Raw genomic sequence first — 22,712 nt, 5'->3', positions numbered from 1 at the left:
TAATAGATTTTTCAGCCGACCTAAAGGGTAATCCGCAATAAGCAAGAACCTGCTGAATCAGTCACTCAGACCCAAGCGCTCACCGGCGTAAGAACCATCCTGAACACGACGCCACCAAGATTCATTATTCAAATACCAGTCAATGGTTTTGCGAATGCCGCTATCGAATGTTTCTTGTGGCTTCCAACCCAATTCCCGCTCAATCTTGCCCGCATCAATGGCATAGCGCATATCGTGCCCAGGTCGGTCTTTGACATAGGTAATCAGATCACGGTAACGAGCAATCCCGGCGGGTTTCTCCGGAACCAGTTCATCCAATAAAGTGCAGATGGTTTCAACCACTTCAATATTCTTGCGCTCATTGTGACCGCCAATATTGTAAGTTTCACCCACCACGCCTTCGGTAACGACCTGATACAAAGCTCGGGCATGGTCTTCAACATATAACCAATCACGAACCTGAGCGCCATTGCCATAAACTGGCAGTGGTTTACCCGCCAATGCATTCAAGATAACTAGTGGTATCAATTTCTCTGGGAAATGATACGGACCATAGTTATTCGAGCAATTGGTCACTAGGGTCGGAAAACCATAAGTTCGCAGCCAGGCACGCACTAAATGGTCACTGGATGCCTTGGAGGCTGAATAAGGGCTACTAGGCGCATAAGGCGTAGTTTCAGTAAAGAGATCATCGGTACCGTGCAGATCACCATACACTTCATCGGTTGAGATATGGTGGAAACGAAACGCCAGTTTTGCCTCGGCACTCAGTTGCTGCCAGTAATGACGCGCTGCCTCTAACATCTGGTAAGTACCCATGATGTTAGTTTCAACAAAAGCAGCCGGACCATCAATAGAGCGGTCAACATGGCTTTCTGCTGCCAGATGCATCACGGCATCCGGCTGATATTGCGCAAAAACCCGATCCAGCTCAGCGCGATCACAGATATCAACTCGTTCAAAAGCATAGCGCTCACTTTGCGCGACAACAGCCAGTGACTCCAAATTGCCAGCATAAGTGAGTTTATCAACCACTACCACACTATCTAAAGTGCTATTGATAATATGTCTTACCACTGCGGAGCCGATAAAACCGGCCCCACCGGTGACTAGAATACGTCTCAACGCCATACTCCTTTGGTGTCCACAATCCACGATTGCTTCACATCTTCAGGTTTAATAGCCTTAAATTGGCTGTGATCTACCAGCATCACCAGCACATCGGCTTGCTGCAAAGCTATTGCAGTGTCTTTTAGGGTAACGTGACCCGCCAGAGACTTCGGCAATTGTTCAACATTAGGTTCAACAACCAATGTTTCACCGGTATGCCATTCAGCGATCAAATGAGCAATCTCAACCGCTGGGCTTTCACGCAAGTCGTCAATATTGGGCTTAAATGCCAAACCGAAGCAGGCAATTTTTACTTCAGATGCACGTTTGTCAGTTGCCGCCAGACAATCCGCCACGGCGGCTTTAACCCGGTCAACAACCCACAGTGGTTTGCCATCATTCACCAAACGTGCAGTATGAATTAGACGAGCCAATTGTGGATTTTGAGAAACAATGAACCATGGGTCAACAGCGATACAATGGCCACCAACACCCGGTCCTGGCTGCAAGATATTCACGCGTGGATGGCGGTTAGCCAGGCGAATCAGCTCCCACACATTGATGCCTTGTTCATCACAGATCAGTGACAACTCGTTGGCAAAGGCAATGTTAACGTCGCGGAAGCTGTTTTCAGTCAACTTACACATTTCAGCGGTACGGGAGTTAGTCACCACGCACTCACCTTCCAGGAAAATTTTGTACAGCTCACTGGCACGGGCAGAACATTTTGGCGTCATACCGCCGATAACACGGTCATTTTGAATCAGTTCAACCATCACCTGCCCCGGCAATACACGTTCAGGGCAGTATGCGATATTGATATCGGCATCTTCACCCGCTTGTTGCGGGAAACTCAAATCAGGGCGGGCTTCAGCCAGCCATTGCGCCATTTGCTCTGTAGCACCTACCGGAGAAGTCGACTCCAGAATCACCAAGTCGCCTTTTTTCAGCACGGGAGCAATAGATTTAGCGGCTGATTCGACGAAAACCATATCCGGTTCATGATCGCCTTTAAATGGTGTTGGGACGGCAATGAGAAACGCATCTGCTGCCAACGGTTTGGTTACTGCTTGTAGGTAGCCCCCTTCAACAGCAATCTTCACCACTTTATCTAAATCCGGCTCCACGATATGGATAGCACCGCGATTAATAGTTTCAACAGCATGGGCGTTAACATCAACACCAATCACTTTCTTCTTGCGCGACGCGAAAGCAGCAGCCGTTGGCAGGCCAATATATCCAAGACCGATAACAGAAATAGTTTCAAAACTCATAGCGTCACCTGATGATTCTTTAAAGCTTCAAGGATGCGTTGACAGGCGTGCCCGTCACCGTAAGGATTATGTGCCCGTGTCATTTGATGATAGGCAGTCTCATCAGTCAGTAAGCGGGTCACTGCATCGACAATTTTATTAATATTAGTGCCAACCAACAAAACTGTACCGGAATCGACTGCTTCCGGGCGCTCTGTGGTATCGCGCATTACCAGTACCGGCTTACCTAATGAAGGGGCCTCTTCCTGAATACCACCGGAATCCGTCAAGATAAGATAGGCGTGGTTCATCAGGTAAACAAATGGCAGATAATCTTGTGGGTCGACCAGAATGATATTATCAATCCCTTTCAAGATGCGGTTAACCGGTTCACTGACATTCGGATTGAGATGCACTGGGTAAACCACCTGAACATCAGGGTGCCTACGAGCAATTTCAGCCAATGCACTGCAGATCCGCTCAAACCCACCGCCAAAACTCTCACGACGGTGCCCCGTAACCAAAATCATCTTCTTATTGCTATCAAGGAATGGGTAACGTTCGGCCAAACTTGCCCGCAATTCTGGATTATTCATCACCCGATCACGAACCCAGAACAGCGCATCAATCACAGTATTGCCAGTAACAAAAATACGGTTCTCCGGCACCATTTCACGTAACAGGTTCTGCCGGGAGTTTTCTGTCGGCGCAAAATGGTACATGGCAAGGTGGCCAGTCAGTTGACGGTTGGCTTCTTCCGGCCACGGAGAATAGAGATTCCCAGTGCGTAAACCTGCTTCAACATGCCCGACAGGAATGCGGTGATAAAATGCCGCGAGGCTGGTCGACAGGGTTGTCGTGGTATCACCATGCACCAAGATAACGTCTGGCTTAAACTCTGCCAAAACAGGCTTCAGCCCTTCCAGAATACGGCAGGTTATCTCCGTTAATCCTTGGCCCGGCTTCATGATATTCAAATCATAATCCGGCTGAATCTCAAATAAACGCAGCACTTGGTCCAACATCTCGCGATGTTGGGCAGTGACACAGACTCTTGATTCAAAGGCTTCATCCTGAGCCAAAGCATGCACCAGAGGAGCCATTTTAATGGCTTCAGGCCGGGTGCCAAAAACAGTCAACACTTTCACAGTGAATCTCTTTAAGGTCAGTTAGCTGCAGGCCACGCCTGCAAGTTGGGCGCACAATACGCCCATTAACGATTTATATTCTTCGACAGCAAGGACTTACGCTTGCGTACGGGTACGACGAACTAACACCACGCCCGCCCCAACCAATGCCCCAATTGCACCCCACATAATCAGTAGGAATACACGACGCGGGCTATCACGAGTGACCGGATCTTCTGGCGTACGTAAGTAACGATAAGCTTGGAATGTTTTATCCAGTGTTGGACCAATATTCAATGTTGCCAGCATTGCACGGTTCTGATCGTAATCAATATCAAAACTTGGACCGGTAGCCTGCAAGGTTTCCAGGCGGGCTTCAAGCATCGGTTTACCTAACATAAACATTTTAGAGTCAGGTAACTGTTCAGCCGGGGTATCGGTTTGACTGCGATTTATCCCTTGCTGGCTCGCTACTTTCAAGGCTTGCTGAACGGCAGCAATCTCACGATTGTACACCGCTTGAGCCACCGCTTCTTGCCGCTGAACCTGCGCTTTCATTGACTGAGTCCGTGCTGCCCAAGCGCCCTGAATTTCGTCATTCAAATGGCTGGCTGCACGTTGGCTAGCAAACTCAATGTAACTGCGCAGTAATTTATTTGAGTCACTGGCGGTTTCTGCCGTTAATTTAATGCTGTCATTCAGTATTTTTTTGTCATCACGTGGCGTGAAAACAATATTATTTACCAGCTCATCCAATAATGCGGCATCTGCTTTAGCATCACCTTCCAAGCGCTGCTTGTAATAATCACTTTGCAGCCAAAAATCACGGCGGGTATCGTAGGCGGCTAGTTGAGTAATAAACTCGCTGTAAGCTTCGTCGGAAATACCAGGCTGTTCAATAACTGCGCCACTATTAACGCGAGAATCCAGATTGCGCAAAAACTGCTGCTGAGAATAATAACCACCTAAGTTATTGACAGTTGGTCTGTCTGTAATGGCCATCGCACTCCACTGTTGTTTCACCATATAGGAAACACCCAGCGCTATTGCAGCAAAAAAAATTGCCATTCCGATAATCCATACCTTACCGCGCCAAAGAGTGCGGCACAGGCTACGGATGTCTAATTCGTTATCTACAGCAGGCTCATTATTGGTAGACCCTGTTTTATCAGTCGACATAGATTCTGGTTTCATCACTGCCTAAAAGCCTCTGGTTAAGATTCATGCTTATTTTGCGATGTACGACGCATCCGACGCTTAAGGCGTTTGATAAAACGTGCCACTCGCCATGCCCGCTTAATGCAATAGCCATACAACAGAAATGCAAGCAAGAATAGTGCCAACATTACCCATTCAGGGACAAATGCCAGCCGTTCTCCAATAACACCCACTGCCGCTAACAACGCCGCAGCCAGAGTGATTAAGACAAAAGCCTGCCGAGACGTAAAACCGGCACGCATAATCAAATGATGGATATGCTGGCGGTCTGGTGAGAAAGGACTCATGCCTTTACGTAAACGCCGATACATGATGGCAATCATATCCATCAATGGAATAGCAATAATCCATAATGCAGTCACTGGATTAATCGGATGGGCATTCCCTTGAGTACTTTGCAATAGCAACCAAATAGCCGTAAAACCAATCAGAGTACTGCCAGCATCCCCCATAAAGACTTTATAGCGACGCCCTAATAAACCAAGGTTCAGCAAGATATACGGTAAAATGGCGGCGATCATCGCAAAACACCACAGTGCCAATGCCATCTGCCCGCTTTGGTACAGCAAAATACCCATGGCACCAAAGGAAACGCAAGACAGCCCCCCCAGCAAACCATCAATACCATCCACCATATTGAACGCATTTATCGCCGCCCATACCGCAAACAGTGTGACAACATAACCGAATGGCCCTAACACCATCTCCCATGGACCAAAAGCATGCCCCAGGCTACGCAAATAAAGCCCACCGATCGCCATCATGGCAATACCGACCAATGCCTGCACAAAGGCTCGGATTTTTACACTGATATCAAAGCGATCATCTAAAGCCCCAACAAACACCAATAAACCGGCGCAACCGAGGTATAAACGGAAATGGGGAACCTGCTGGTTAGTAATCAGGAAGGTAAAACAAATACCCGCAAACACGGATATTCCGCCCACTAATGGAATCAACCCTTGGTGGCGTTTACGATAATTAGGTTTATCGACGAGTCCAATTTTCTTGGCAACTTTGCGAGCAACAAATAAAAATGCCAGAGAAAACAGGAAAATAACAAATATTTCAGTACTCATAGTGAGTAAGTTCACGTTTAACCGCTCTCTGCAAAAAAGATACAACAGCTTAGCATGTGGCTTGGCGTATACCATGCCTTCCCCATGCTTTCAGTTATTTCTGAATATGATGACAGCCTTGCTTGTTATTCCCAACTCTATTTTTAGTATTTTCTCATTGGTAATGAGAATAAGTCCAAAAATAGTGGTGAGTTCGATCTTTTCACCCATATGATGGATAACAATCCCGACTATCGTATATTCCAAATGCAAAAAACGCCACGGCTGAGCGTGGCGTTTTGATTGAATTAGCTAAACTTACGAACGTCTCATGTTATCGAAGAACTGGTCGTTAGTTTTGGCTGTAGCCAATTTGCTGATGAGGAACTCCATTGCATCGATCTCACCCATTGGATGAAGGATACGACGTAAGATCCACATTTTTTGCAGCTCTTCAGTGGTGGTCAACAGCTCTTCTTTACGGGTACCTGAACGGTTGAAATCAATCGCCGGGAACACGCGTTTTTCGGCAATCTTGCGTGACAGATGCAGTTCCATGTTACCGGTACCTTTAAATTCTTCATAGATGACTTCATCCATTTTAGAACCGGTATCAACCAATGCGGTGGCAATGATGGTCAGGCTACCGCCCTCTTCAACATTACGTGCAGCACCAAAGAAACGTTTAGGGCGATGCAAGGCGTTAGCATCAACACCACCGGTCAAGACTTTGCCTGAAGCAGGTACCACGGTGTTATATGCGCGGGCCAGACGAGTAATCGAATCCAGCAAAATGATAACGTCTTTTTTATGCTCAACCAGACGTTTAGCTTTCTCGATAACCATTTCTGCAACTTGAACGTGACGGGATGCTGGCTCGTCAAAAGTAGAAGCAATAACTTCACCTTTAACCAGACGTTGCATCTCGGTCACTTCTTCCGGACGCTCATCAATCAGCAATACCATCAATACGCAATCAGGGTGGTTATAAGCAATGCTGGTCGCAATGTTTTGCAACAGCATGGTTTTACCCGCTTTTGGCGGAGCCACAATCAGACCACGTTGACCGCGACCGATTGGCGATGCCAAATCAAGTACACGAGCGGTTAAATCTTCAGTCGAACCATTGCCTCGTTCCATGCGCAAACGGGAGTTGGCATGTAATGGAGTTAAGTTTTCGAACAAGATTTTATTACGGGCGTTTTCCGGTTTGTCGTAGTTAACTTCGTTAACTTTCAACAATGCAAAATAACGCTCACCTTCTTTCGGTGGACGAATCTTACCGGCAACAGTATCACCAGTGCGGAGGTTGAAACGGCGAATTTGGCTTGGAGATACATAGATGTCGTCGGGACCGGCGAGGTAGGAGCTATCAGCTGAACGGAGGAAACCAAATCCATCCTGCAATATCTCCAACACACCGTCACCGAAGATATCTTCTCCACTTTTCGCATGCTGCTTAAGAATAGAGAAAATAATATCTTGTTTACGCATCCGGGCCAGGTTTTCCAGCCCCATATTTTCGCCAAGTGTTATCAGATCAGAAACCGGCGTGTTCTTTAATTCGGTAAGATTCATAATGGTGGGTTCTTAAACTCGGGGTATGTCTCGAACTATGGTCGTGAATGGTATGGCAGCGTCATCCGTGCCTGTTTAACGGGACATTCAATCACCGGACTTGGACAAACCACGCAAGTAATCACTTACGCAAGATTTGTGCGACACAACGGTATAAAGATTGAAGGTGCCTTAGACTGATTTTGTAAAACACTAGACTGTCAAAAACCGATTGAGTTCATACATATTCTCAACACAAATCATTTCGACATAGAGTAAAACTTTAGATTCAAACTATTTAGATGCTACAGACTATTTCTTAGGTACTAAAGAATAAGCTAGATGCTACAAACCCGGACTCAATACACAGGAATGTTCTATACGCAGTGAGGTAAACTTAACACGCTTCTTTGCAGGCGTCTAGCGGTCAGTGTGAGAAATCACAACTGCCGCTAGACACACCCGACGGCCTTGAAGCCGCAGCACCGTTAGCTGCACTTACTCACCCGAATCACCAACCTGAGTCAGCTTATCGGGACTTGTTCGTGTTCAGCCTTGCTGTAACGCCAATGTCGTGGGGTGTAGGCGATTTAACGCCGCTTACAGATTTGCATCCAAGAAGGCTTTGAGCTGACCTTTAGACAAGGCGCCAACCTTGGTGGCCACAACTTCACCGTCACGGAACAACAACAACGTAGGGATACCACGGATACCATATTTGGGTGCCGTGCCCTGGTTTTCATCAATATTCAATTTAGTGATGGTCAGTCTGCCTTCATACTCTTCAGCAATTTCATCCAAAATCGGAGCAATCATCTTGCACGGACCACACCATTCAGCCCAGAAATCGACCAGAACCAGGCCGCTGGCTTTCAGCACGTCAGTGTCGAAGCTGTCGTCACTCAGGTGAATAATTTTATCGCTCATGTTCTACTCCAAAGGATTGTGTCTACCTCGTTGGTGTAGCATTAACCAACAATAGGATGACTTTATTTCACCGGATACGCTTTCGTAAAGCAATAGTTAGCTGATATTCTACCACACTATGAGCAAAACACACTTGACCGAACAGAAGTTTTCCGACTTCGCCCTGCACCCGCTAGTTATTGAAGCCCTTGAAAACAAAGGGTTTCAATATTGCACGCCTATCCAGGCGTTAGCATTGCCACTCACCCTATCCGGGCGTGATGTAGCGGGTCAGGCGCAAACAGGAACCGGCAAGACGCTGGCATTCTTAGCGTCTACTTTCCATTATTTGCTTTCTCACCCGGCAGAAGAGGGTCGCCAGACTAATCAACCACGCGCGTTGATTATGGCACCAACGCGTGAATTAGCAGTGCAAATTCACTCCGATGCAGAATCACTTTCTCAGATGACCGGGCTGAAATTAGGCTTGGCTTATGGTGGTGACGGCTACGACAAACAGCTTAAAGTGCTAGAAAGTGGCGTTGATATTCTGATCGGCACCACTGGCCGTTTAATCGACTACGCAAAACAAAATTACATTAATCTTGGCGCAATTCAGGTTGTGGTCTTGGATGAAGCGGATCGGATGTACGATTTAGGCTTTATTAAAGATATCCGCTGGTTGTTCCGCCGCATGCCTTCTGTTGATAAGCGCTTAAACATGTTGTTCTCTGCCACTCTCTCGTACCGGGTACGTGAATTGGCATTCGAGCAAATGAATAACGCAGAATATGTTGAAGTGGAACCGTTACAAAAAACCGGTCACCGCATCCAAGAAGAGCTATTCTATCCTTCAAATGAAGAAAAAATGCGTCTGCTTCAGACGTTGATTGAAGAAGAGTGGCCAGACCGCTGCATTATTTTTGCGAATACTAAACATCGTTGCGAAGAGATCTGGGGCCATTTGGCTGCTGATGGTCATCGTGTCGGTCTGTTGACCGGTGATGTCGCGCAGAAAAAACGTCTGCGTATTCTGGAAGATTTCACCAAAGGTGATTTAGATATTCTGGTTGCGACCGATGTTGCCGCCCGTGGTCTGCATATACCACTGGTGACCCATGTCTTTAACTATGACTTACCAGATGATTGCGAAGACTATGTGCACCGCATTGGCCGTACCGGTCGTGCTGGCGAAAGTGGTCATTCCATCAGTCTGGCATGTGAAGAGTATGCATTAAACTTACCGGCTATTGAGACCTACACCGGTCATAGCATTCCGGTAAGTAAATATAATAGCGATGCGCTATTAACAGATTTGCCGGCGCCAAAACGTCTGGCCCGTACCCGTACCGGGAATGGCCCACGCCGTAATTCTGCTCCACGCCGTAGTGGTGCACCACGGAATAACCGTAAGCGACCGAGCTGATAAATGATGCTAAGTTCCACCTCACTTTATGCTGCCATCGATCTTGGCTCCAACAGTTTTCACATGTTGGTAGTACGTGAGGTGGCAGGCAGCATTCAAACACTGGCTCGCATCAAGCGGAAAGTCCGTTTGGCTGCCGGTTTGGATACCCAGAATCACTTATCGCAAGAAGCGATGGAACGTGGCTGGCAATGTCTGAAACTTTTTTCAGAGCGTTTACAAGATATTCCTCTGGATCAGATCCGTGTGGTGGCAACAGCTACTCTGCGTCTGGCTTCAAATGCTGAAGAGTTCCTGCAAACTGCAACCGAGATCCTCGGTTGCCCGATTCAGGTTATCAGTGGTGAAGAGGAAGCACGCCTAATTTATCACGGCGTGGCACATACCACCGGTGGTCCAGAGCAGCGTCTGGTGGTCGATATTGGCGGTGGCAGTACTGAACTCGTGACTGGCAATGGCGCGCAGGCGAATATTCTGGTCAGTTTATCAATGGGTTGTGTCACCTGGCTGGAGCGTTACTTTAGTGACCGCAATCTGGCAAAAGACAATTTTGAACGTGCTGAACTGGCCGCCCGTGAGATGATCAAACCCGTCGCCAAGCGTTTTCGTGATCATGGCTGGCAAATCTGTGTCGGAGCCTCAGGTACCGTCCAGGCGCTGCAAGAAATCATGGTTGCTCAGGGGATGGACGAGCTGATCACCTTAGCTAAATTGCAACAGCTCAAACAAAGAGCCATTCAGTGCGGCAAGCTAGAAGAGCTGGAAATCCCTGGTTTAACTCTGGAACGGGCACTGGTTTTCCCCAGTGGCCTCTCTATTTTAATTGCGATATTCCAGGAATTGGCAATTGAAAGCATGACACTGGCAGGCGGCGCGCTGCGTGAAGGGCTGGTCTATGGCATGCTTCATTTACCGGTTGAGCAAGATATTCGCAGCCGAACGGTGCGAAATTTGCAGCGCCGCTATTTACTCGATACTGAACAAGCTAAGCGTGTCAGTAAATTGGCTGATAACTTTTTGCTTCAGGTAGAAAAAGAGTGGCATCTCGATAGCCGATGTCGGGAGTTATTGCAAAATGCCTGTTTGATTCATGAAATCGGTCTAAGTGTCGATTTTAAACGAGCTCCCCAACATGCTGCTTACCTGATCCGTAATCTGGATCTACCTGGTTTTACCCCTGCTCAAAAGTTGCTGCTTTCTGCCCTGTTACAAAATCAGAGTGATACTCTCGACCTGTCGCTGTTAAATCATCAAAATGCTTTACCGGTAGATATGGCACAGCATCTGTGCCGTATACTGCGTCTGGCAATTATTTTCTCTAGCCGTCGACGGGATGACACTTTACCGGCCGTCAGGTTGCGGGCGAATGGCGAGGAACTTTATGTGCTGCTGCCTAAGGGCTGGTTGCAACAACATCCTTATCGGGCCGAAGCATTAGAACAAGAAAGTCATTGGCAGAGCTATGTCCAATGGCCTCTATTGCTAGAAGAACTCAATTAAGTTTTCATGTTATTGGGTGGCCTTTGGCTACCCAACTGTTCTTTATATCCCCCTCTAAAATCTGTATCTCGCTGCTGTTACTTCTTACAAAATAAAGCAAAAATATCAGAATGTGATCGTCGCCAGCTTAAAATAGAAACAATGTGTGTATTTTTATAAAACAGCGTTTCTTTATTGAGTCATTTACTTTATACGTCACCTTCAGGGGAAGAACGCTGCGTCCAAATTGCTTAATCTCATTGATGAGGAACAAAAATGCGAGCACAGCTTCAACGCCACCATACTGCAAGTATGCTGGTGATTATTTCCGGCCTGATGGTTGGCACTCCCATGGCGATGGCTGCCAAATCAAATAGTCACGATGCTCCTATGCAAGTGCAGGTGCCCACTCTAGCCTATGACGAAAGCAGCATTGTTCTAGTGTGGAAAGCACCTGAAGATACTCGCAAAATTGTCGACTATCAGATTTATTCTGCTGGAAAATTGTTAGGTAGCGCCAACGACAACAATGATAAATTCTCACCAGCCAAGCCCTATATCACGAATTTCTATGCCAATGATAAAGATAATTTTCAGCATAAAATCGTGATGCAGAACTTTACAGCTGTGGGCCTTAAACCTGACACCAACTACCAATTTACGGTGAAAGCACAATACGCTGATGGTTCTTTATCTGCGGCCAGCAAGCCCATCACGGCAAAAACCACCGCCAAACCACAGATTGTGAATGTACGTGACTTCGGCGCAGTTGATGATGGTAAGACTCTGAATACAAAGGCGATACAGCAGGCAATTGATAGTTGTAAACCAGGTTGTCGCATTGAAATTCCTGCAGGTATCTACAAAAGTGGCGCGTTGTGGCTGAAAAGCGATATGACCCTCAACCTACAAGCCGGGGCCACATTGCTGGGCTCAGAAAATCCAGAAGATTATCCAGCAGGTTACCGTCTGTATCCTTATTCCACTATTGAGCGCCCAGCTTCACTGATCAATGCCATCGACCCAAATAACAGCAAACCCGGCACATTCCGTAATATCCGCATTACCGGTTCAGGGATCATTGATGGCAATGGTTGGCTGCGCGCGAAAACCGCTGAGATTACAGACGAATTAGGCCATCCATTACCGCAATATGTTGCCAGTAAGAACAGCAAAGTACATGAAGATGGCATTCTGGCCAAAAATCAGGTTGAGAAGGCTGTTTCTGAAGGTATGGATTTGAAAAATGCTTATGGTCAACGCCGCTCTAGTTTGATGACCTTACGTGGGGTAGAAAACGTCTATCTGGCGGGCTTTACCGTACGTAACCCCGCTTTCCACGGCATTATGAATCTGGAAAATCATAATGTTGTCGCCAATGGGTTAATCCATCAAACATATGATGCGAATAATGGCGATGGCATTGAATTTGGCAATAGCCAAAATGTCATGGTGTTTAATAATTTCTTTGATACCGGCGATGACTGCATCAATTTTGCGGCGGGCACTGGGGAAAAGGCGCAACAGCAAGAGCCAATGAAAGGCGCATGGTTGTTTAATAACTATTTCCGCATGGGACATGGTGCAGTGGTCACTGGCAGCCATACTGGGGCTTGGATTGAAGATATTTTGGCTGAAAATAATGTCATGTATCTGACTGACATTGGCCTGCGAGCCAAGAGCACCAGCACCATTGGCGGCGGGGCACGTAATGTAACTTTCCGTAATAATGCCATGCGCGACTTGGCTAAACAGGTGATGGTAATGACATTGGATTATGCTGATAGTAATGCCAATATCGATTATCCCCCCGCCAAGACCCCAGCTCAGTTCTATGATTTCACGATAAAAAATGTGACGGTGGATAATACTACTGGCAAGAATGCGTCCATTGAAATCAAAGGGGATACTGCCAATAAAGCCTGGCACCGCTTAGTGCACGTTAACAATGTGCAACTTAACAATGTTACCCCGACGGCTATCAGTGACTTGCGTGACAGTGAATTCAATAAAGTGACTTTCACTGAATTGCGCGGCGATACACCTTGGCACTTCAGTGAGATACAAAATGTCACGGTTGATGGCAAACCCGTCACACCTTAGTGCCTGCATAGCTTAGTTTTAATCGATAAGAAACGGGCGGGAATTGATAGCCGCCCGTGATTATTTCGTTACATTCACAACTATTTTTTGGCTTTCGCTAATTGAGCACGAATATTGGCCAGATGACTCTGCCCTTTTTGCATTCGCTCTTGCGGGCTAACAACTTTGCGCTCATTTTCCCATTGCAAATCATCCTGCGGTAACTCCATCAGGAAACGGCTAGGCTCTGGCCGGATCAACTCACCATACTGACGCCGCTCTTTGCACAAAGTGAAGAACAGCTCGCGCTGAGCACGAGTAATCCCCACATATGCCAACCGCCGCTCTTCATCCACATTATCTTCATCAATGCTGCTTTGGTGTGGCAACAAACCTTCTTCCATACCAACTAAGAACACATAAGGGAATTCCAACCCTTTTGAAGCATGCAGCGTCATGAGTTGCACTTGATCTAATTCTTCGTCACTCTCCCCGCGCTCCATCATGTCGCGCAGGGTAAAACGCGTGACAACTTGGGTTAGTGTCATCGGCTCATTCAGTTCCGACCCTTCCAGCATTTCGGTCATCCAACTGAATAATAGATTCACGTTTTTCATTCGCATTTCAGCGGCTTTCGGACTCGGAGAAGTTTCGAACAGCCAACTCTCATAATCAATGCCGTGGATTAAATCCCGTACCGCCGCCACCGGCTCACGTTCTACCAACCGAATAATTCCGTCCATCCAATGCGTAAAACGCTGTAATGACTCTAAACCACGCCCTTTCAAATGCTCGCCCAGCCCCAAGTCAAAGCTGGCACGGAACAAACTTTTATTGCGCACATTGGCCCATTCACCCAACTTTTGAATTGTCGCTGAACCTATTTCACGTTTCGGCGTATTCACGATACGTAAGAATGCACTGTCATCGTCCTGATTGGTCAATACTCGCAAATAAGCCAATAAGTCTTTGATTTCCGGCCGGGAAAAGAATGAATCGCCCCCTGAAATACGGTAAGGGATACGGTTCTGCATCAACAGTTTTTCAAATAAGCGCGACTGATGGTTGCCACGGTACAAGATGGCATAGTCGCTATATTGCGTCTTTTTAACAAAGTGATGGGCGATAAGTTCACCGACTACTCTCTCAGCCTCATGATCTTCATTATTGGCAGTAATGACTTTCAGTTCATCACCATATTCCAGCTCAGAAAACAGCCGTTTTTCAAAAACGTGGGGGTTATTGGCGATCAAAATGTTTGCCGCTTTGAGGATTCGGCCAGAAGAGCGGTAATTCTGCTCAAGCTTGATCACTTGTAGCTGCGGGAAATCCTCATTCAACAAGACTAAATTCTGTGGTCTTGCACCGCGCCATGAATAGATCGATTGGTCATCATCACCCACTACCGTAAAGCGAGCCCGGCTGCCGACCAATAATTTAACCATTTGATATTGGCTAGTATTAGTATCTTGATATTCATCTACTAATAGATAACGTAGACGATTTTGCCAGCGCTCGCGCACTTCCAGATTATTTTGCAGCAACAATGTCGGCAAAGAGATAAGGTCGTCAAAATCCAACACGTTGCAAGCTTTCAAATGGGCGTCATATAAGCCATAGCAATGAACAAATAGCTTATCGCGCTCGGATCGTGCCAATGCCGCAGCAGCGGCTGGGGAGAGCAGATCATTTTTCCAGTTGGAGATCTGGGATATCAGCTGTTGCAATAATGTTTTGTCGTCTTCCAGCCACTTATGGGTCAGATCTTTCAACAGACCTAGCTGATCTTGTGCATCGAACAGCGAGAAATTCGATTTCATCCCCAACGCCGCATACTCTTTTTTGATGATTTCCAGCCCCAAAGTATGGAAGGTTGCAATCATCAGCCCCCGTGCTTCTTTTCGCCCCAGAGTTTGAGCCACACGCTCTTTCATCTCGCGCGCCGCTTTGTTGGTAAAGGTCACCGCAGCAATATGTTTTGGCTGATAACCGCACTGGCGAATCAAATGGGCAATCTTGTTAGTAATGACCCGGGTTTTGCCCGATCCCGCACCGGCCAACACCAGACAGGGTCCAGTGACAAATTCGACGGCTTGTTGTTGGCTGGGATTTAATTGCATGACACTCGAAAGCTCTGTGGGTTAACAAGGAGGAACAGGATTGTAGCAGAAAGCGGCCAATGAAAAAAAACCACCTGCAGTTTTTGATTTGTAAAACACCGCCTACAAGGGTCCCATCACCATCAAAATAAGCTACACTGGCGCGCTTCGAAACCCTATTGAAGATAATCTTCCTTCAAGACTCAATAAATTAGTGGTGATTGTTACTATGGCAAACAAAGCTTCCGCGCTGCACATTCTGGTTGATGATGAAAAGCAGGCGAATGATATTCTGGCACAGTTGAATAATGGTGCTAATTTCCAAGAGTTAGCGAAAAAGTTCTCTAACTGCCCATCAAAACGTAACGGTGGCGACTTGGGTGAGTTCAATAAAGGGGATATGGTTCCGGCGTTCGATAAAGCGGTATTTAGCTGTGAATTGCTGCAACCTTATGGCCCAGTAAAGACCCAATTCGGTTATCACATCATTAAAGTGTTATACCGTAACTAAGTGAGTCGTGCGCTGCCTTATATAGGTGGCGCAAATACCTCCCTAGCCTCTCGATCTCCTCTCTGGCGCAACATATATAACACTGTATTTCAGAATAGCGACGAAATACCATTAACCCCCATAACTGTTTCAATCATTACAGTAAAAAACTGATTATATTTATAAATAGACGTCGTAACTATATCAATAACGGCACTTTTCATAGAGTCAAAATAGCGACAAGAACAGGTCTTGCAGTAAAAACAACAAGAAAGATCTCATTAGTTACTTTTTTGAATTAAAAAATTACCTTTATAATCAATTGGTTGAATTAAATATATGTGATCTTTAAATTTTGTAGGAAAAATCCCACATAAATCGGTGTGATTATCCTATGTGCAATCAAACCCACTTTCTATATTATTTAACCATCAAGTAACCGACGTGGTCAAAATAATTACCACTAAATTACTTTCAGTAAAAATACGTGGAAAGCTGACGAGTATAATCGAATTACATTCGTACATATAGTCATTAACCACTTCATATTATTAATTTAAACATTCACTCTTATTTTAAGATCGAGTGAACGTTTGATTTATATCTAATTATTATATTGGAGTTTTAAATGAATAAGATTACTTTGGCTATCGCATTATTCTCTGCATCTACAACTGTTGCCATGGCTGCCAGTAATAATACAATTACTTTCCAAGGGGAAGTAACAGCACAAACCTGTTCAGTTACTGTGAATGGGGCTGATGCTAACCCAATGGTATTATTGCCAACAGTATCCAGTAGCGATTTAGACGTCTCTGGCAAAACTGCAGGTAAAACAGCCTTTACTCTGGGTGTTACTGGTTGTGCTCCAGGGGTTGATGATATTGATATCAAAACTGTTTTCCTCGGCAACCAAGTTTCAGCTAGCGGTAATTTAAAGAATACAGGCACTGCCTCTAACGTTGAGCTTCAATTGTTGAAAGACACAACCACCACAGCAGGTATCGATCTGAATAGTGGTTTGGCGCAAGATGGTATAGTGTTGAAAGCAGGTGAGACCTCAGCAGAACATGATTTTGCAGTTCAATATTATGCAACTGGGCAAGCGGGCCCTGGTTCTGTGATTGCATCGGTACAATACGCAGTCTCTTACCTGTAATATCAGTATTACTGGATAGGATATCCTCAAAGTAAATAGCATTGCAGGAAGTCGCAAGCACCGGGATCCCGAACCACTTTAGCTGTCAGTGATTCGGGTGAATGTGCATAGCGTCTTTTCTGCCGTCTAAATACCACAACATAACCATTTACTCGTTTCTTCAGAGGATATCCCCATGACGATTAATATACATAGTTACCGTTATCTGTTTATTGCTTTATTCATTTTTATGGGGATCTCTTTTGCTAACGCCAGTGTCGTTATGAATGGTAGCCGTATTATATATTCGGCGGGCGAGAAAGAGCACAGTGTACAATTAACCAATAATGACAATTTTCCTAACGCTGTTCAGGTTTGGTTAGACAGTGGTGATGCCAAATCAACACCAGAAACAGGCAAAGCCCCTTTTATTGTCACGCCTCCGTTCTTTCGTATTGAAGCAAATGCGGGTCAAACATTGCGCTTGAAATATACGGGCAGTGGCTTACCAACGGATAGAGAATCTGTTTTCTACCTAAATTTCTTACAAGTCCCCCCCGTCAATAAAGCAGAAAAAAATAATAAAATGTTAGTGCTGATGCGTAACCGCATTAAAGTCTTTTATCGTCCAGAAAGTATTGCGGGCCGAGTTGACCAGGTATCCAGTGCTCTCACTTTTAGTGTTCGTCAACAAGGTAAAGATGTTGTTGTCACGGGGAAAAACCCAACAGGTTTCTATGCCACCCTTGCCAGTGGTGAGGTCGTTGGGGCAGGTAAAAAACTCAAAATGAAATCAGAGATGATCGCACCAATGTCTCAAGCTCAATGGATTATCCCAAATTCATCTGCACCTTCTAATGCTACGGTTAATTTCTTAATAGTGAACGATTTTGGCGGGCAAGATACCGGCAGTTATAAAATTCAGTAGTATCTTCCCGGCAAAGGAATATTTATGGGGTTTACTCGAGTTACTCTAAAAAAAACGTTCTCTGGTCGCAAAACAGCATTAACGTTATGTATTACTTTGATTTTACATGTTGATGCTGCTTTGGCCCAAGGAGAGCCACAAAATCTCGAATTTGATGAATCTCTCTTTTTAGGTACAAAATTCGCTTCAGGTTTGGATCAGCTGAATAAAGAAAATTCAGTGACCGCCGGAAGTTACGATGCTGTCGATGTCTTGGTTAATAACAGACCATTAAAACGTACGACTATTCAATTTGTAAAGAATGCTGATTCGTCAGAGGTTTATCCCTGCCTGAATGATGAATTTTTAACTGCGGCGGGCATTGAACTGACCGACAAAAGTAATATTGCTCCCCAAATGCCTCATACGACTGAGACAGAATCAACTTCCGATTCTGTCCCCCCACCAACAGAGCAATGTATCCCCTTGGCCGAGCGGGTAAAAGGGGCATCTTTTCATTTTGATCAGGCCAAATTACGGTTAGAGCTGTCAATTCCACAAGCCTTATTACAAAAACGGCCTAGAGGTTATATTGAGCGGAGCGAATGGGAAGAAGGTGAAAAACTCGTATTCGTTAATTACAGCACCAACTTTTATCGTAGTGACACAAAATCTCAACTGCAAAATAGCACCTCTGATTATGCATTTATGGGTTTAAAAAGTGGCCTCAACTTGGGTCTGTGGCAAATACGTCAACAGTCAAACGTGCGTTATTCCAATAATAACAATGGCAGCGATACCCAATGGAATAATATTCGTACTTATCTGCAACGCCCTATCCAACAATTGGATAGTCAATTAACGCTGGGTGAAACCTTCACCGACAGTACATTATTTGGCACCATGTCATTTCGTGGAGCGAAAATGGCGACAGACCAGCGTATGTGGCCAGAATCAATGCGTGGCTTTGCCCCTGAAGTCCGTGGCGTAGCCAGTACTAATGCGCGGGTTATTATTCGCCAGAATGGGCGTGAAATCTATGAAACCAACGTTGCCCCCGGCCCATTTATTATTAATGATTTGTACAGCACCACAAGCCAGGGTGACCTCAATGTTGAAGTGATAGAGGCCAATGGTAGCCGCTCGACATTTACTGTGCCATTCAGTGCAGTTCCTGATTCAATGCGTCCAGGAGTCAGCCGTTATAGCGCCGTTGCAGGGGAATCGCGCGATTTCACCGATATAGACAATTATTTCACTGATTTTACTTATGAGCGCGGTCTCACAAATCAGTTAACAGCTAACAGCGGTCTGCGTTTAGCGAAAGATTACACGGCAGTGCTGGCAGGAGGGGTCCTGGGGACACCTATTGGCGCATTTGGCCTTAATACCACTTACTCCCACGCCAAAGTTGAAGATAATAATACTCAGGATGGCTGGCGGATGCAGGCGACATATAGCCAAACATTCAGTGAAACTGGAACAACATTCTCATTGGCAGGGTATCGCTATTCTACCAAGGGGTATCGTGATTTAAATGATGTGTTCGGTGTTCGTTCTGTACAAAAAGAGGGTGGGACATGGGATTCATCGACCTATAAACAACGCAGCCAATTTACCACCACGATCAATCAGAATTTGGGTAATTTTGGCCAGCTGTTCGCCTCAGCCTCAACCAGTGATTATTATAACGATACCCAGAGAGACACCCAGTTACAGCTAGGTTATTCAAATAATTACCGCGATATCAGTTACAACGTGGCGATCAGCCGCCAGCGCAGCGTGTATACCTCGACCATGTATAATTGGGAGAACGATGACACCAATGAAACCACGACTTCAACTCGCTATGGTAATACTGAAAATATTGCGACATTAACGGTATCCATTCCGCTGAATATCGGTAATAGAAATCAATACTTATCCATGTCAGCCAACCGTAATCCAAAAAGTGGTAATAACTACCAGACATCATTATCGGGTGCTGCGGGTGAGCGCAATAGCTTTAACTATTCTGTCAATGCAGGCTATGACGACAGTAATGTCAGTAGCAGCTCGACAAGTTGGGGGGCCAATGTGCAACAACAATTCCCTAATGCGACCGTTAATGGCAACTATTCACGCGGGAGTAATTACACCCAATATGGTGCCGGAGCTCGTGGTGCAGCGGTAATACACAGCAAGGGTGTGACACTTGGACCTTATCTTGGTGAAACCTTTGGCTTGATTGAAGCGGATGGTGCGCAAGGTGCGACCGTTCGCAATGCACAAGGAGCGAGGATTGATAATAACGGCTTTGCTCTGGTCCCTGCATTAACACCGTATAATTACAATACAGTAGCGTTGGATACCAAAGGCATTAATCGCAACACTGAGCTAAAAGAGAATCAGGGCCGCGTGGTGCCATATGCTGGAGCAGCAGTAAAAGTAAAATTTGAAACCTTGACAGGGTATGCAGTGTTAATTCAAACCCAAACTGCTAATGATGAAGGATTGCCGCTGGGTGCAGATGTATATAACAGCAAAGATGAAATTGTCGGTATGGTGGGTCAAGGTAACCAGGTCTATGTTCGCGTGAAAGACAAAAAAGGTTCACTTTATGTGCGCTGGGGTGAGAATAGCGGTGAGCAGTGCGAGCTACCTTACTCCTTTAACGACCAAGATACCGAACAAGATATTATTCACATAACAGGCAGTTGCCGCCGTTAACAATTATGAGAAAAATAATGTTAAGACCAACGAAGCAGTTAATGTCTTGCGAAGTCTCACGGCCAACGACTGCCACCCATTACCGTTATCCAGCCGTTGTGGCCGGCATGATGCTACTGGTCGGCCTGAGCAGTACATCTGCCTGGTCGGCCTGCACCAAAATTACCCTGCAAAGCCAGCTTGGGGCCGGTGATGGCACTGCCAGTGCATGGGCCGGTTCTCTGGATTACAATAACGGTTCACTCGGTTTGCCGGGTGTTATTGACCTTAGCACCAATGCAAATTTCCAACCGGACGGTACGTTATTAGCGGCTGCCACATCAAACTTTACGACTTTTGCTTTGAATACCGGGTATGACCCTGAACGGGTGCTATTCCGCTGTGCGGCCGCCGATGTTGATCAGCTGTTTGAGATGTATGCCACTAACGGCGATAATGATTTTGGCGGCAAGAATGAAGATGGAAAAATTGCAGGCAACGTTCCCTCTGGTTTTGCCACCTATGTCCGCAATGTTGTTATCAGGCTAACAAACTTATCTACTGGTGAGTATTATTCTCGCTTATGGAAAGGTCGCCGCTTAACCGATCTTGATAAGGACAGCACTGGACGTATTCTGGTCAAAGCGAAAAACTTCAGTAATCTGTATACCGAGCTATTTCGTATTGATTATGCCCGAGCTGCGACAAATAATGCAGCCTCTTATGCCTACGCTTATACCCAGCCACATGCCTATATCGCCTTTAAAGGGCCTGGCATCAATGGCCCCGTTGAAGGTACTGACTCGGTAGCGAACTGGCCCGGTTGGTATGATACCTGGCCGGCATCGATAGGGCTGTACAACTATGTTACTTTTCGCCGCACCACGATTTGCGCAGTTACCAATTTCACACCGACGGTGATATTACCCAGAATTTCTGTCGCAGAACTCAATGGTGGCAATACCAGCTCAGCTGAGTTTAGCGTGGATTTTCAGTGCCAAACGGGCATTACCTCTGGTGTTACCGCAGGGACGGTAGCAATGGGCTTTTTGGTCCCTGCGGCTAATGCCGCCAAAGCCCAATCATTGGGATTAATGAATGGCAGTGGGGGAATCAGTCATTTGGTATCTGATAATTATGGCGCTTCTGGTACAGCAAGTGGCGTCGGGATTCGTATTTACCGCAATAATAGTCCGATCAATCTGTTATCAAAAAATGTCACACTGACGGGCAATAGTGGCGGCTGGTATGGCATCTTCCAAGGCGCACAAGAAATAACCGGCGCGGTGAGCGGGGGCAATAGTTACACTGAGAATTTTCGGGCTGAGTTAAGCAAAATCAGCGGGCAAACTGTGACGCCAGGAGCTGTGAATGCGCATGCGCAAGTGGTTATCCGTATCCAATAACAAGCCTTTCAAGCACATCAATAGCGGGATTGTGAGTTTACTGCTATTGCTAATGGTGACTTGGAGTGTGCCAGCCATGGCAAGCGTGATTGCAGAGAGGACACGTATTATCTTCAGTGGAGGTAGCACTGAAGAATCACTGCAACTGGTTAACAGCAATAATTATCCGGTAGCGGTACAGGTTTGGGTAGATGACGGTGACTTGATGGCAACGCCGGAGAAAGCCATTTCGCCTGTATTGGTGCTCCCTCCACTGTTTCGGCTACAACCACAGGCACAGCGCAGCCTGCGGTTAATTTTATCCGGTGCCAGTAAATTACCGGCGGATAGGGAATCTGCATTTTGGCTTAATGTTTACGAAATTCCCCCTAAGGCTGTCACTAAAGTTGAGGACGAATCTTTCGTTACATTAGCCTTGCGCATGCAATACAAAGTATTTTACCGCCCTAAGAATTTACCTGCACCGGGTGAAACACTGAGTAAAGCATTAACGTTTACGTTAGCTCGTAACGATAATACGGCCTTGGTTAAGGTTAATAACCCGACGCCTTATTATGCATCATTAGCCTCTCTGACATTAGGTGCGGCAGAAAGCTTACCGGAGATGATAGCGCCTTTTTCTGCACTCGACTTTCCACTCAACCGCTCACCAATTACTGGCAGTAACACGGTCAACTTTGTCTTAATTGATGATTTAGGGAACTCGAAGGCTTTTAGCAGTAATCTACAATAGAGTTGAGTCATGGCGGGATATAAACCCGCCAGGCA

The 22,712-nt window shown here is 46.0% G+C and carries 17 protein-coding genes; 9 read left to right on the top strand and 8 right to left on the bottom strand.

Annotation, left to right across the window (positions count from 1 at the left end; all coding sequences use genetic code 11):
• Nucleotides 1-57 precede the first annotated feature (57 nt).
• The 7 genes from rffG to trxA all read right to left on the bottom strand — a co-directional run bounded on the left by rffG (nt 58) and on the right by trxA (nt 8,250).
• Nucleotides 58-1,131, bottom strand: coding sequence for a dTDP-glucose 4,6-dehydratase (gene rffG, locus DJ58_RS08140; protein ID WP_172460450.1), 1,074 nt, complete (start codon nt 1,129-1,131; stop codon nt 58-60).
• Nucleotides 1,122-2,384 carry a UDP-N-acetyl-D-mannosamine dehydrogenase gene (gene wecC, locus DJ58_RS08145; protein ID WP_032911353.1) on the bottom strand — a complete coding sequence of 421 codons (1,263 nt, stop codon included), beginning with the start codon at nt 2,382-2,384 and terminating at the stop codon, nt 1,122-1,124. Before wecC ends, rffG begins: the two co-directional genes overlap by 10 nt.
• Nucleotides 2,381-3,511, bottom strand: coding sequence for a non-hydrolyzing UDP-N-acetylglucosamine 2-epimerase (wecB, locus tag DJ58_RS08150; protein WP_004710106.1), 1,131 nt, complete (start codon nt 3,509-3,511; stop codon nt 2,381-2,383). Before wecB ends, wecC begins: the two co-directional genes overlap by 4 nt.
• A gap of 96 nt (nt 3,512-3,607) precedes the next feature.
• Complete coding sequence (wzzE, locus tag DJ58_RS08155; protein ID WP_004710105.1) at nt 3,608-4,684, bottom strand: ECA polysaccharide chain length modulation protein; 1,077 nt, start codon at nt 4,682-4,684, stop codon at nt 3,608-3,610.
• A 20-nt stretch (nt 4,685-4,704) separates the two neighbouring features.
• Nucleotides 4,705-5,802: a UDP-N-acetylglucosamine--undecaprenyl-phosphate N-acetylglucosaminephosphotransferase gene (gene wecA, locus DJ58_RS08160; RefSeq protein WP_032911387.1), complete on the bottom strand. Its 1,098-nt coding sequence runs from the start codon at nt 5,800-5,802 to the stop codon at nt 4,705-4,707.
• A gap of 282 nt (nt 5,803-6,084) precedes the next feature.
• The gene (rho, locus tag DJ58_RS08165; RefSeq protein WP_004704159.1) at nt 6,085-7,344 is read right to left on the bottom strand and encodes a transcription termination factor Rho; all 1,260 of its coding nucleotides are present in this window, start codon (nt 7,342-7,344) and stop codon (nt 6,085-6,087) included.
• Nucleotides 7,345-7,923: 579 nt separating this feature from the next.
• Nucleotides 7,924-8,250 (bottom strand): thioredoxin TrxA, encoded by a 327-nt coding sequence (trxA, locus tag DJ58_RS08170; protein WP_004710101.1) that lies wholly within the window; start codon nt 8,248-8,250, stop codon nt 7,924-7,926.
• Nucleotides 8,251-8,368: 118 nt separating this feature from the next.
• Here trxA and rhlB point away from each other — a divergent pair, with 118 nt between their 5' ends.
• The 3 genes from rhlB to DJ58_RS08185 all read left to right on the top strand — a co-directional run bounded on the left by rhlB (nt 8,369) and on the right by DJ58_RS08185 (nt 13,237).
• Complete coding sequence (gene rhlB / locus DJ58_RS08175; protein ID WP_004710099.1) at nt 8,369-9,655, top strand: ATP-dependent RNA helicase RhlB; 1,287 nt, start codon at nt 8,369-8,371, stop codon at nt 9,653-9,655.
• 6 nt (nt 9,656-9,661) lie between these two features.
• Nucleotides 9,662-11,155, top strand: a complete 1,494-nt coding sequence (ppx, locus tag DJ58_RS08180) for an exopolyphosphatase (RefSeq protein WP_032911384.1) — start codon at nt 9,662-9,664, stop codon at nt 11,153-11,155.
• A 255-nt stretch (nt 11,156-11,410) separates the two neighbouring features.
• Entirely contained in the window at nt 11,411-13,237 is a 1,827-nt protein-coding gene (locus tag DJ58_RS08185; RefSeq protein WP_032911351.1) for a glycosyl hydrolase family 28 protein, read from the top strand.
• An 80-nt stretch (nt 13,238-13,317) separates the two neighbouring features.
• Here DJ58_RS08185 and rep read toward each other — a convergent pair whose 3' ends face one another.
• A complete protein-coding gene (gene rep / locus DJ58_RS08190; protein ID WP_004710096.1) occupies nt 13,318-15,336 on the bottom strand; it encodes a DNA helicase Rep in 2,019 nt (672 codons plus the stop codon).
• Nucleotides 15,337-15,529: 193 nt separating this feature from the next.
• Between rep and ppiC the strand changes: the two genes are divergently transcribed.
• From ppiC to DJ58_RS08220, 6 genes are all read left to right on the top strand, one after another.
• Nucleotides 15,530-15,826, top strand: a complete 297-nt coding sequence (ppiC, locus tag DJ58_RS08195; RefSeq protein ID WP_004710094.1) for a peptidylprolyl isomerase PpiC — start codon at nt 15,530-15,532, stop codon at nt 15,824-15,826.
• 607 nt (nt 15,827-16,433) lie between these two features.
• A complete protein-coding gene (locus DJ58_RS08200) occupies nt 16,434-16,964 on the top strand; it encodes a fimbrial protein (RefSeq protein ID WP_004710091.1) in 531 nt (176 codons plus the stop codon).
• Nucleotides 16,965-17,139: 175 nt separating this feature from the next.
• Nucleotides 17,140-17,871 (top strand): fimbrial biogenesis chaperone, encoded by a 732-nt coding sequence (locus tag DJ58_RS08205; RefSeq protein ID WP_004710088.1) that lies wholly within the window; start codon nt 17,140-17,142, stop codon nt 17,869-17,871.
• Between the two features lie 24 nt (nt 17,872-17,895).
• Nucleotides 17,896-20,559, top strand: coding sequence for a fimbria/pilus outer membrane usher protein (locus DJ58_RS08210; RefSeq protein ID WP_004710087.1), 2,664 nt, complete (start codon nt 17,896-17,898; stop codon nt 20,557-20,559).
• A 107-nt stretch (nt 20,560-20,666) separates the two neighbouring features.
• Nucleotides 20,667-21,944, top strand: a complete 1,278-nt coding sequence (gene stbD, locus DJ58_RS08215; protein ID WP_172460469.1) for a fimbrial usher protein StbD — start codon at nt 20,667-20,669, stop codon at nt 21,942-21,944.
• Complete coding sequence (locus DJ58_RS08220) at nt 21,910-22,677, top strand: fimbrial biogenesis chaperone (protein WP_032911350.1); 768 nt, start codon at nt 21,910-21,912, stop codon at nt 22,675-22,677. The genes stbD and DJ58_RS08220 overlap by 35 nt, the downstream gene beginning before the upstream one ends.
• Nucleotides 22,678-22,712: the final 35 nt, after the last annotated feature.

The organism is Yersinia frederiksenii ATCC 33641 (genome assembly GCF_000754805.1).
Lineage (GTDB): Bacteria > Pseudomonadota > Gammaproteobacteria > Enterobacterales > Enterobacteriaceae > Yersinia > Yersinia frederiksenii.
Note: the sequence above shows the minus strand (reverse complement) of the source record. Positions and strands in the feature narration are given on the sequence as shown.